The following is a 13,356-nucleotide window of genomic DNA, read 5'->3' on the forward strand; positions in this document are numbered from 1 at the left end:
ATGACACAAACCATGATGTATCAAATGTTTTTCTTTTGTATCACGCTCAGCACATTGACAACGATTTGATAAGCCACATTAAAATTATCTGCTTCGGCATAACAACGTAGTTCTGGGGCATTTCCAGAGGGACGAAGGTGGATAATTGTCTTATCATCCAGATACAATCTCAAACCATCGGTGAGATCTATTGACTCTACTTGGTGATGAGTCAGAGCCAGTTCATTTAACAAAGATTGAGGGGATATTCTTCCCTGCTCCATAATATTTTTACTGAGTGTTGCCGGGAAATTAGTCAGGCGATCAGAATGAGTGAATCGCTGAGGGAGACCTTCACTTAAGTGTGATATTCCCTGTTTATATCCCGACTTGATGACCATCAGGGCTGGCAACACGGCATCACGAGTCGGCAATGCGCTCAAAAGGCGGCCTGACACCTCTATATTACTGCCAAGCAAGAAACCACCATTAGCCTCAAAACCAGCAACCCGCTCATATCCCTGTCTCAATTGGACAAACTGCTCAATCACATAAGGCGACCCGATTTTGGTCAATGAAACAGTTTTGAAGCGTCCGCAATGCACGACTGACGTATTGCAACTGATTGGAACAGCCAGTGCCTCTATCGACAAGGCATCTGCACAGAGCAAGCCCAGAATATCCCCACGTAACCACTCCCCTCTTTCATCAGCCAACAAAGGGCGATCCCCATCGCCATCGGTCGAAAAAATGGCATCCAGACGATACTCTCTGGACCAAAGACGAGCTCGATTTTTGTCCTCTTCGCTGACCGCCTCCGTGTCGATGGGGACAAATTCATCGCTGCGACCGATCCGAATTACCTCAGCGCCCAGTGACTCAAAGAGCGGTGCATAAAGATCCCGGCCAGCACTGGAATGCTCATAAATACCGATCCGCTTGCCAATCAATAAGTCAGGGGAGAACAGCGAACGGTAACGTTCACAATAGGACTCCGCAGCACGGGTGCTGACCACCAACGGGGACAATTTAAAACACGATGAAAAATCGACATTGGCTGAAAGGATCGCCAGTTCATCATCCTTTGTGATCTCGCCATCGGGGCGATAGAACTTGAGACCATTGCGATCAAAAGGAATATGACTGCCCGTCACCATGATACAGGACATATTGTCTTGCATTGCTTGATATGCCAAAGCAGGGGTGGGTATTACACCATAATAAACCGGCTCAATCCCCACTTGCATAAGCGCAACAGCGCAAGCTTGCGCCATCTCATAACTGCTTGGCCGGTTGTCTATCGCAATAGCCATGTGCGTCACTTCAAACTCACGTCGCATCACAGCAACAAAGGCATGAGTGAATGCCGCACAGATTTCAGGTGTGAAATCGGTAACCAGCCCACGGGCACCGCTGGTACCAAAAGCAACGCCGCCACTGGATATCAGAGATGAGCTATTGAGAACTGTCATGATGGGAATTTCCTACTAACGAAACAAGAACAGCGAGAGAGCTCAATTAGAGCACACTGGCAGCCTTAGGTAACCAAGGTAAAATAAAAAAAGGAGGCAGGCAGACGATCACTCAATACGAACGATATCATCTTCACCTAAATAAGAGCCAGAACGAACCTCGATGAGTTCAAGCGGGAGCCTGCCAGAGTTTTCTAAACCATGTATGACACCGATGGGGATAAAGGTGGACTCATTCTCGGTAATAAAGAACACATCACTACCATTTGTCACCTTGGCTGTTCCGGACACAACCACCCAGTGTTCCGCACGGTGATGGTGCATCTGTAGAGATAACTTCTCACCCGGTTTGACCGTGATGCGCTTGACCTCGTAACGCTCCCCTTTATCAATGGCATCCTGGCGTCCCCAAGGGCGATAAATTTCACGATGAACTTTATGTTCACTGCGCCCAGCGGCTTTGAGTCCATCGACGATCTTCTTGACGTCTTGTACCTTGTTCTGGTTAACGACCAGTACGGCATCCTTGGTTTGTACCACGACGAGATCCTCGACCCCAACCAGGCTCACCAGGCTGCTCTCGGCAAACACATAGTTGTTCTGGCTGGCGTGTTGCATCACATCACCACGAAATACGTTACCAGCTTTATCTTTATCGGAGATCTCCCACAACGATGACCAGGAACCGACGTCAGACCAACCGGCATCCATCGGCACCACCATCGCATCCGCCGTCTTCTCCATCACTGCATAGTCGATGGAATCACTCGGGCAGGCTAAAAATGCAGACTTATCAACGCGAACAAAATCCAGATCAGGGTTGATGGTCCCGACTGCCTGCACGCAGGCAGCATGGATATCCGGACAAAATGCCTTCAGTTCTGCCAGAAAGCGGCTGGCACGGAACAGGAACATGCCGCTGTTCCAGTAATATTCCCCGCTGGCCAGATACTCTTTGGCGGTCGCCACATCAGGCTTTTCAACAAACTGCGCTACTGCAAAGGCTCCGCTCTGCTCGGCACCACGGCGGATATAGCCATAACCCGTCTCGGCATGGGTCGGCACAATGCCGAAGGTCACCAGCTTGCCAGCCTCGGCATGGGGAATAGCCTGCTGCACGGATGCGGTGAACGCAGCATCATCACGAATGACGTGATCGGCAGCCAGTACCAGCAGCAAGGGATCCTCAATTTCGCTGGCCCTTTGCAGCGCCGTCAGTGCAGCCAGTGCGATAGCGGGCGCCGTATTGCGCCCGGCTGGTTCCAAAATGATGTTATGGGCCAGCTTATTCAGATGACGAAGCTGCTCAGCTACCAGAAAACGGTGTTCTTCGTTACAGATCACCAATGGTTGAGCACAGGCAAGCTTATTTAAACGGTTGACCGTCGCCTGCAACAGGGTGACATCACCATCGAGTGCGAGAAATTGCTTGGGATAATGTTCACGAGAAAGTGGCCATAAGCGGCTGCCAGAGCCGCCAGCCATAATAACAGGCAGAATAACCAATATTTGTCCCTTATCTATTTGCTTTGTTGCAGCCAGTAGCTCTTATACATGCTTAGTTTTGGCCGCCAAGACTTGGGTAGCTTCTTATAGTTTTTACCCAATTTATAACCGACCAATTTACAAGCTGTTGTCAATAAAGCACGTGGAATCCACAGGGGAGCATGACGCCATAGGTAACTCAGTTCAGATTTGACAAACCGCAACCCTTCACCCGATGCCCCACCGAGCTTTTCCTGTATCCAGGGCTCACAAGCATGAAAAACACCGATATCAAAATAACGCCGAAACTCTTCCCATGGGGTGTAATTATGGGAGTGCCTAACCGCAGCCTCAGCGCAATAAGCGACTTTATAGCCAGCTAGGATCATCTTGCTCGCCATATACATATCTTCAGCAAGAATGGTGTTCTCAGGAAAGCCGCCTAACTTTTCAAATACGTCACGACGATAGGCTGCAAATGAGTTAGACATAAATGCAACCTTTAACCCTAGCCTTGTAATATCATCTGTATTTTTCGTTTCACTTTCCAAGGGATAGTTAAAGAGTCGAGCATGTGCAGCTAATGGATTCGCATCAAGGTGGGGTAACTGGCGACCACAGACCGCCGCTACATGTGGATTTGAAAAACAATCAAGGATTTTTGCTAATGCATCTGATTCATTAAGAATGGCATCCTGAGTAAAATAAATAATAACCTCTGAATCAAATGCATATTTTACAGCGAAGTTTCGTGTCCCCCCATGATTGAAATCATTAGGAGATATAATGATTGGCTCAATACCAACCTGACGTGATAAAGATACTGTGTTATCTGTAGAACTTGAGTCGACCATTATAATCTGAGATGGATAAATTAGCTGCATCTTTAACGATTCAAGCCATTCAGTCCAGATGTCACCTGCTTGATAAGTCAAAACAATCAATGTGAACTTCATTTTTCTATTTTCTCAATCCATGAACCTAACATATTTCGCATAACATCTGAAGTATATTTTCCAGCGCATGCTTGAGCGTAAAAAAGAGATGCATTATCGAGAGGTAATTTCTCTAATGCTAGTGTCCAACTTATCGTTGAACATGGATCAACATAAATTGCCGCATCACCTAATATTTCATGAAATACTTCAATGTCAGAGACAATCACAGGAGTAAGAGAAGACATAGCCTCAACAGGTGGAATTCCAAACCCTTCATCTAAGGAGGGGTAAACTAATGCCGAAGCGGCACTATATAAATCCACCAAATCAGTAAACTCTATATTGTGTCTAAATTCCACACATTCTGAAAGATTATTTTCGATAACGTATTTTTTTAAATCAGACACATAAACCGTCTCCCCACAAACGATTACCAGCTTAAACTTATCAATCCAGAGAGAATGTACTTTTAGGAATGAATCAATGTTTTTATGATGCCAAGATGAGCCAACAGCAAGAAGAAAAAGCTGCTTCTCTAATGAAGGCTTAAACTCTTTTGCATTAATTGAATTATAAATCACCGAAATTTTATCCATAGGGTATTTATAGCACTGTGATATTTTCTGCTTCACTGTCTGCGAAACGGTAATAATATGACAACAACGCTTCAGAGTGATCGGCAACAAAATACGGAAAAAACATCGCTGAAGTAGCGAATCAGGATATTTATAAGGCCGTAGATCATGTATTGTTATAATCTGTTTTTTAATAATTGGCAAGGCATGATGAGTGGTTGAAACTATAACTTCACTGCCTTCCCTACACATGATGCGCAATGAAATAAAAAAACTGTATACGAACCAAAGTAAAGGTCTTATCTTTGAAATTTTAGAGGTATTAGAAACCAAATCAGGCACTCGTATTATTTCAACCCCAAACTTTGATAACTTCTCAACATTACCTTCTGAACAGATAATTGCAGATAATACATCTAGCTTTTTAAGCTCCTCAATAAAATTCAAAGAGTAATTCCACATGCCTGTTCCAGAACGACCTATCCTAGAAAGATTTACTATAAACATTTAATAGTCTCACAAAAAAAAGTATACAGATAAAAATAAACACAGCTAATAATATATGCTCTATAAAAAGCCATCCAGTTCCAAGAGTAAGCAATTCCACGCCAGCAAGAAAAATAAATGGAACAAAGAAATACGCCCCACCATCTATTCTAAGCTGATTTCTGAACATTCCAACGAGGGTGCCTTTTAAAAAAAACAGAATAGATATGATGATATGGGTTAAATATCCGAAATCCGCATAGTAAGAACCGAAGCCAAACGATGGCGCGCCTTGATTCAAATAAAATGCCTCAGGAAAATAGACCTTCGCTAGCTCAAGATAGCCAAAGTCATTAGGTTTATCAGGAAAAAGTGCTCGTGGCACTCGAGAATAAAACTCTGTTTCAATCAATAACCGCCCCATTTCGAAGTCAATGTTTTTCTCATAAAGCAATATAGCATTTCTTGTGTAATCGGAATATCCAGCCATGGCCAAAAACACTTGCGTAATTTCAATGTTATATGTCAACCAAAAAAACATAGACATCAATAATGCTATTAACGAAACAAATAAAATAACATACTTAAAATTATAAGTTTTGTTGCTAATGGAGCTTTTATACAATAAATATATTAAGAAAACAGATAGAATTGCCGTCTTTGAACCATGTAAGTATATTACAATTAGACTGAGTGAAAATGAAATTAAAATTAAAAGCTTGTATCTATGATAGCTATACAAACAAAACAACAATGATAACAAAGCCAATAAATTAGATATGAAGAATGATAATCCGTAGCCGGTTCTTGTTAGTTCATATATTCGCCTGGGATTTACTAAATACTCTTTAAATTCAATAATTATTGGTAAATATAATAGAAAACCAAGAAAAGATGACAGTACCGCCATTACCATATAACACTGTGACAACCTATAGTCACTATATCGATGCATTGTTCTTTGTTGGAATATTACTACTTTATTAGAAATAGAGTATATATACCCTAAAACCAATGCTACAGCAGAAAATGAGTATAAAGAAAAGAAATAAAAATAAGCAGATAAATTTAGGCTTTTAGGTGTCAAGTATACATAAATAAACTCAAAAAAATAACACGTAGGGAAAAAAGTAAAAAGTGCTGGAGTCATAAAATTTATAGAGTTTCTTTCGACTCGAGATACAATATAATACCCACCCATCCATAACAAAGCTGAAAATACAATAACAAACAAAACATTTAAATTATTATTGTTCTCTATCACGACTACAACCCCCTAAAAATGCACTGAGATCAACTCTATGCTCATCTTCCGAATGCTTGAATTGTCTACATCGTGCTAAATATTGGGGGTCTGTAAGACAATTAAATAGGCATTCAACAATAGTCTCCACATCAAGTTTAAATAGAGCGCACTCATTTAGGTAATCGACCATGCCATCAGCATTAGAAGCGACTATTGGAATTTCTAAAGCTATGGCTTCTAACATTACTAATGGCACTCCTTCAAAATGCGAGGGTATAACCAGCAAATTAGGCTCAACAGAAACCATCCACCATTTGTCAGCCCAACCATGAAAGATAAACGCATCACTCTCTTCTGTATTGTCATAGATATATTTCTTAAGCAAATCTAAATCTGGGCCATCACCAACAAAGTGAAAGTTCACTTTGTTATCAAAGCAGTTCTTATAACGCTGAAGCAATTTTATAAATGCCTCAGCCGCAATATCCTGAGCTTTTTGTGAAAAAACCACTCTGCCAACCACAAATATATTAAAAGTGTTGCTTTTAATTGTACAGCTAGAAGTGCATTCTATTTCATTAACCCTCTCAGGCGTAATGAAGTTCCTACAAATATTTACAACTGCGGTTTTATTATAACAAAGCAATTGATCCTTAAACACATCGGAAATAGTTATATAGTTACTGCACATTTTGTAATAAAATTTAGAGATGAGTTCTCGAATATAAGAAAACTTTAATTTTAGTCGAATGGCTGAATGTGCAAAGGGAACGTATGACACCAACGGTATATTTAATATCCAGCTCCAAAAAATAAAATCCGCCCCTAGTTCAATACTTCCTTGAATCAAGTAAACATTTCTATCACTTGAAAAAAACGCAGCACGCTGAAGAACATCAATCACAGTGATTGAATTTTTTACATGTAATAAATGCGTTACGGGTTTCATTTTTGAGGTGTATCCAACAAACTCCTCATAATTAATATTTGCTTTAAGCAAAGCATTCTTTAGTGAGATATTCTCTTTGTTGATGTAAGCTAAAACCGAAACAGAGTGGCACGTCTTTAAACTATTTATAATTTCCATAGCCATTATTTCATGGCCACCAAAGTAAACAGAAGGAAAAACAAAAGCAATTTTTTTGCTCATGACAACACTCTCGCTCGGAGTAGCTTAGCTGGAGCACCAACCACTATCTGATTATCAAGAACATCATGTGTTACAACAGAACCCGCAGCAATGACACACCCTGAGCCAATCGTCACTCCTGGCAATATAATACTACCAGCACCAATCCATGTATTATCACCTATTGAGACATTCCGTTTAACATTATCCCATTCATGCTCTATCATATTCCCCCCTAAATCTACCACATGGTTTGATGCAACAATGGTGACAAATTGAGCAATCATACAGTGTTTTCCAATATAAATATCCCCTCCCGCGGCACGAATATTAGTGTATTCATTGATTGATGTTCCTTCCCCAATCCGTAGTGACGAAGTAATACCATTCGCAGACTTTTCATCCGAAACAATAATAAGAGAACCATGACCAATACAAACTTTTGGTTCAAGCGTTAACTTATACCATGAGTCGACTTGAATGATTGCTGATGATGAGCAATGACATTTAAGCTCGAAAATTTTCGCCCTTAAGATCGCCGCTTTAAAATATTTAATTAGGGGTATAACAACCTGAGCTATAATGTATATAGATCTTGACATCAATAAAGAAACACTCTTCATATTAAAATGCCCTCAACCTATGAAACCATGACTTTACTTTAAGTATTGAACGTCTAAAAATAAACCTATGCTCTCTGCGATTATCATTGATAAATGTAAGCCACTCATGTGTTTGAAGCCCTTTTTTCCGAGCAATAGCTTCTGTATCAGTATTGGAATGTCGTCTATATAAAAAACCTGGCTGTTCAATATACACAAAGTCACCCGCAGATTTTTTTAAAATATCAAACGCAAACTGCAGATCACTTAGCCAGCTAAATTTAGCTTGAAACCGAACATCCCTAATAGCAATAACTCGAAGCATGGTATTGCTTGGCCCACCCAACAAATTTTGAGCCTTTTCCATACTTTTAAACATTATGGTCTCAGGGTTTACTCTGAGGACCTCTTTTCCTGCTTCCTTCAAAAACGAATAGTGGATTCCACTATTAAGATCTTCATTTGTGATCATCATAGAACAGGAGGCGATATCAACCCTATCATCGTTAGATAATATCTCGACCTGCCGATTTATTATATTAGGTAGCAAAACATCATCAGATGATAATATTTTCAGAAAATCATAGCCAAACTCTATTGCGTATTCTATGCATAAATTATGATTAGGGATAGCCCCCACATTAATATCATTGCAAATTAATGATACAGATTCATATTTACTTGCAATAGTTCTTATCACATTAACACTATCATCTGTGGATGCATTATCAAACACAACTACATCAATATTAAACCCAACTGAGAGCTGCTGATTCAACACACTAAAAATAGCATCTTTGATAAAAGGTGCATTATTGAAGTTCGGTATCGCAATCAATATTTTTTTCATTTTAAAACTACACCTTGACGATATCTAATAAAAATAAACAATACCCAAGGGAACGATATGAATGTTGTCACTATGCAATAATATAATATTGTCATGCTATCGCTATGCAGGCTGCCAATAAATACCAGCGATGATGTAACAATACCAGAAATCAGTGAGCACTTAACTAATGGCTCCTCTTTAAATGCTCGCATGTATAGTGCCATACAGAAAATCAAGTGGTTTATAATTGTCACGAAAGATAACATAGCAATAATGCCTAGTGATGGCAAACGCTGTACTAGTGGAATTTCATACGCCCCTAATAGAATAACAAAAAAATCAAACAACATAACTACAATCAAATTTACTAGAGAAGACCTGAAAACTAGCGCTCGAAAAATTTCATTAACGGTAGAAAAATCTTTTTGGGCGATCAATCGACTCATTGTAGGTATTTTGGCATTAACCCAACTCATTGAAATTGACAACATTGTGGAATAAATAGTCAATGCAAGGCCGACTTTCCCCGCAATGTCAGCTCCTTGATTTTTGAACAAAAAGGGGTTGAACAACTGAAAAATAAGATATCCACTAAACCAACTAATTGCTAACTTTGATTGCAAAGGCCGAATATCACGCCACCAAGACACTTTATCAGAAATAAAATTGTGACTATGTCGATATTTATAAAAAGCATCAGGATATGATAAAGAACGGAAAGTTCTAATTACCCAAAAGGTGCTAATTAAGGCAGCAATCCCACTAACGAAAGGTAGAGAATAAAGCCCACAATTAAAGAACAACGCTAATATAAATAAAGTATACCCAACTACAGATTGAATTAAACGTATTTTGGCAACTCTGGCAACATAACCGAATCCTTCCATAACTGAAAGATATGGGCTAAGAAAAAGACACACTGCCGTGAAAAAAGTTACAAGCCCCCATACAGGCAACCATTTATAAAAACCTAGTGCACTACCCCAAAAAAACATTACTCCAAGAGAGAACACAACTATAAAAAAAATGGATGCGATATTTATATACCATTTTGGAATTGCTTCAATCAACGAACTAACTTTATATAAAGATTTAAAGTTTCCATCTAGCGCCAAATTATTACACATCTTAATGTGTGCCATTTCATGGCTTATTGTCTGTGTTATTACAAAGTTAAATCCGAGTTCAAAAAACACTTGTAACGCAATAAGGCTAGAGATCGTAAAATAATACCCTTGTTCATCAGGGGAAAGATAAGTTGGTATGATGAACAGTAAGATGCCTCCAGCTAAAATGGTCCACACTCGGTATAATAATGTCACTCCGATATCTATATCTACACCCATTCTATTTAGAAGTTTCATCACAAACCCAGTGTTATAATGTAGTGAATTGTTAACAATAAAAGCACATCATGATTAACTGTATTTAAATACACCCTATGAGGTCATACTTGACTGTACAGTTTTTCTATACAACCCTATAATTCCTGACAAAACCACTTACTCTAAATAAGCGTTATTCACAGACACAATCTTTTACTTGATAAATGCTGACATGCCCAGATTGCAGTAGAGCGAACATTGATATAATTCAGATAGTGGCAATGCTGAAAATGGCCTAAGAGATATCCTCTATCTTGAATCACAACAAATGAAATGACACTTGGGCTACGCCAATACAGTCAGATATAAATAACTTAACAGCTCAATTTAATATGGGAGTACAAAAACTTTTCATAAAAAGTATCGGTTAACATGGCGTGACTCCGAAATAATAATATCAGGATAAACGCATACGAACTTTATTCGTATCCTTACATCAATACTACACTCAGAAAGATAACTTAATACAGAACATATGCTACACAAGAATATTTACTGTTTTGATAATACGTATGCGTAAAAATGTAAAAATGTAAAAATGTAAAAAGTGGTATCACTAGGCACCTAGAATTGCAGATACTTCCATTACTATATTTTCTAAAGATGTATACTTAGGTATGAATCCAAATTCAGCTAATTTATTATTTTTGCTAAAATAGTTAACTTTGTTCCCAGTGGCACAAATTACATCAGGATTGTCTAAAATACAATATTGCAATCCAAACCTGCTTTTCATTTCTGCAAGCAGGTGGAATTTATCTATTTCACCTGCAGAATAGCAGTCTACAGCCAAATTCATTTTTGGAGATGATAATATACAATCGATTATCTGCTTGAAATCCTCCGGATGTAAATAGTCTCTGACCATAACCTCTGCGCTAACTTCACATTTTTTATTGTTTTGTATTGCTCTTATCAAGTCAGATAAAAAAAATCTAGTTGACAGGTCTTGATTTCGGCTGAAAAAGCTAAAAACCCTGACGTCAACAATTGACATATTGTATAAATCTCTGTGCTTTACTTCAGTAATAAATTTTGCGAGACTATATTTTTCGCTATTGACACTAGAGTTTATATTGAAGGTTGCCATTTTACTTGGTGTTGCCGGTTTAGAAAAATCATGACCGTAAACAGCACCACTACTTAAGAATAAGTATTTACAGCTTGGTCTATCTTTTAAGTACTTGATGACTAAATCATCATAAAACGATGTTATTGATAATATACTGTCTCCCATTTTTTTGGCCTTTGCGGGGTCTCCCACACCAATGAAATTAATAATTGCATCATAATCACCATCCACAGGAAATAGTTTTAAATCTAGTGGAAATAAATCTATTCCTGCATGATTTATATCATAAAGAAATTTATTAACTTTTTCTATATCCCTTGCATAGAGATGGACTTCATGGTTTATTCCACAGATAACCCACTGCCTTAGTAATTCTTGGGCAATAAAACTTGTCGCACCCATTATAGCTATTTTCATCATTAACCTTTTAATGGAAATTGTTTGTCAATCGGCTGACCAAATGCAAGACGGGGACGACACTCTCTCGCATCACTCATCAGCACTTCTATCAACATGGGCTCGGGATGAGAGGCAAACCTGAGAAGCAATGACTCGAACTCAGCAATATTTGAGGTAGAGAATGAGAGGATATTATAAGCCCGCCCAAGGCTACAGAATGAAGAGCTATAACCATTCCAGTATGTTGATTCATTTCTGCCATCAAAATACATTTCTTGGAATGCTCGCACCATGCCCAACGATTCATTATTAAAAACAATCGTCAATACTGGTAGCCGTTCACGAGCAATAATATCCAGCTCTTGGATATTAAGTTGTGCGCCACCATCACCAGTCAAGACAACAACAGGATCTTTGGTCGCATAAGCCACACCAATGGCTGTCGGAATGGCAAAGCCCATTGCACCCAAGCCACCGGAATGGTGAATTGCCTGCCCTTGGTTCAATAGTATTGAATGAGCAGCCCACATCTGATTGTTACCGACATCGGCAACATAATGAACAGGAATAGACTTGAAACTTTCTTCCAGTTTTTTACAAATATCAAATGGGCTCATACTCCAGTCTTGATACTCATCAACATAATTATCAGACCAGTGCTTATGCAACTCTGATGTCCACCCCTCGGTCATAACAAGACCATTGGCAAGCTCATCGTCATAACAGGAGAAAAATTTCTCACAGTCTGCATTTACATCCAGATCAGCTTTAATTCTATTAGCAAGTTGGGCTGCATCTATATCAATCTGGATAATGTCTGCATTACGGGCAAAATCATTCGTATCTGCCCCAGTTTGACGAACATCCATTCTACTGCCCAAAACAACTAACAAATCACAATTTTGAATAGCGTAATTCGCCGTTCGAGTGCCGTAGCTACCGATCAGACCATAATAACTTTGAAGTGATTGGCATTTCTCGCTGCCTTTCAGGCTAGCGACATGGGGTATGCCCATGCGGGCTATTTTTTGTTGCCAAAGAGAAAAATTGTCAGCATTCACCGCACCACCACCGATCAAAAACAGCGGCTTTTTTGCTTGCGCGAGCCGTTGAAAAACAGAAGAAAAATTCGCGGTGTTCGAAGTCACAGCACTGGGTTCTGGCGATGACTGCTTCAAATAGTCGAGAACATCATCTGGCAACTCAGCACGCTGTAAATCCATCGGTATATCTAATAAGACAGGTCCAGGGCGGCCACTTTTAGCAATATTGATTGCTTCCTGCAATTTTGGAATTAATTCATCCTTAGTCTTAATTTGATAAGAAAATTTAGTAATACTTTTTACTATGCTGATAATATCCAGTTCTTGGAAACCTTGCTGCCTAATCGCTCTATCTTGCTTTAACTCATAGGTGTTCACTTGCCCGGTAAGAAAAATACAGGGGTAGCTATCCAACCAGCAATCTGCAATTCCCGTTACTAGATTTGTTGCACCTGGCCCGCTAGTGCCTAAAGCCAGTCCAATCTGTTTGTTATTACTTGCCCGAGCAACACCCCCCGCAGCGAATGCAGCAGCTTGTTCATGATGAAGTGAGATCAGTTTCGTTTTGCCAATTTGATTAATGCTGTCAACCAAATGAGCAATCATGCCACCAATCAGCTCAAAGCCGTGAGTGACATTATTAGCGCCCAGTACATGAGCCACCGCATCAGATGCTTTCATCAACAAACCTCAATGTAAAATAGGAGCCAACT

The 13,356-nt window shown here is 39.5% G+C and carries 11 protein-coding genes; all 11 read right to left on the reverse strand.

Annotated features, from left to right (window positions below; genetic code table 11):
* Positions 1–20: 20 nt before the first annotated feature.
* Positions 21–1,451 (reverse strand): phosphomannomutase, encoded by a 1,431-nt coding sequence (locus EL255_RS14035; protein ID WP_042654923.1) that lies wholly within the window; start codon positions 1,449–1,451, stop codon positions 21–23.
* Positions 1,452–1,559: 108 nt separating this feature from the next.
* Positions 1,560–2,957 (reverse strand): mannose-1-phosphate guanylyltransferase/mannose-6-phosphate isomerase, encoded by a 1,398-nt coding sequence (locus EL255_RS14040; protein WP_269746812.1) that lies wholly within the window; start codon positions 2,955–2,957, stop codon positions 1,560–1,562.
* Between the two features lie 14 nt (positions 2,958–2,971).
* A complete protein-coding gene (locus EL255_RS14045) occupies positions 2,972–3,892 on the reverse strand; it encodes a glycosyltransferase family 2 protein (RefSeq protein ID WP_084228418.1) in 921 nt (306 codons plus the stop codon).
* Positions 3,889–4,956 (reverse strand): glycosyltransferase family 4 protein, encoded by a 1,068-nt coding sequence (locus EL255_RS14050; protein ID WP_084228419.1) that lies wholly within the window; start codon positions 4,954–4,956, stop codon positions 3,889–3,891. The genes EL255_RS14045 and EL255_RS14050 overlap by 4 nt, the downstream gene beginning before the upstream one ends.
* Positions 4,934–5,482, reverse strand: a complete 549-nt coding sequence (locus EL255_RS14055) for a polymerase (RefSeq protein WP_126623369.1) — start codon at positions 5,480–5,482, stop codon at positions 4,934–4,936. The genes EL255_RS14050 and EL255_RS14055 overlap by 23 nt, the downstream gene beginning before the upstream one ends.
* A gap of 700 nt (positions 5,483–6,182) precedes the next feature.
* Positions 6,183–7,331, reverse strand: coding sequence for a glycosyltransferase family 4 protein (locus EL255_RS14060; RefSeq protein ID WP_084228420.1), 1,149 nt, complete (start codon positions 7,329–7,331; stop codon positions 6,183–6,185).
* Positions 7,328–7,933 carry an acyltransferase gene (locus EL255_RS14065; RefSeq protein ID WP_084228421.1) on the reverse strand — a complete coding sequence of 202 codons (606 nt, stop codon included), beginning with the start codon at positions 7,931–7,933 and terminating at the stop codon, positions 7,328–7,330. The genes EL255_RS14060 and EL255_RS14065 overlap by 4 nt, the downstream gene beginning before the upstream one ends.
* 1 nt (position 7,934) lies before the next feature.
* Positions 7,935–8,762, reverse strand: coding sequence for a glycosyltransferase family 2 protein (locus EL255_RS14070; RefSeq protein WP_084228422.1), 828 nt, complete (start codon positions 8,760–8,762; stop codon positions 7,935–7,937).
* Entirely contained in the window at positions 8,759–10,108 is a 1,350-nt protein-coding gene (locus EL255_RS14075; RefSeq protein WP_126623370.1) for an MATE family efflux transporter, read from the reverse strand. The genes EL255_RS14070 and EL255_RS14075 overlap by 4 nt, the downstream gene beginning before the upstream one ends.
* Before the next feature lie 577 nt (positions 10,109–10,685).
* Positions 10,686–11,618, reverse strand: a complete 933-nt coding sequence (locus EL255_RS14080) for an NAD-dependent epimerase/dehydratase family protein (protein WP_042654925.1) — start codon at positions 11,616–11,618, stop codon at positions 10,686–10,688.
* Positions 11,619–11,620: 2 nt separating this feature from the next.
* On the reverse strand, positions 11,621–13,324 hold the full coding sequence (locus EL255_RS14085; protein WP_042654926.1) for a thiamine pyrophosphate-binding protein: 1,704 nt from the start codon (positions 13,322–13,324) through the stop codon (positions 11,621–11,623).
* Positions 13,325–13,356 lie beyond the last annotated feature (32 nt).

The organism is Aeromonas encheleia (assembly GCF_900637545.1).
In the GTDB taxonomy this organism is placed as follows: Bacteria; Pseudomonadota; Gammaproteobacteria; order Enterobacterales; family Aeromonadaceae; genus Aeromonas; species Aeromonas encheleia.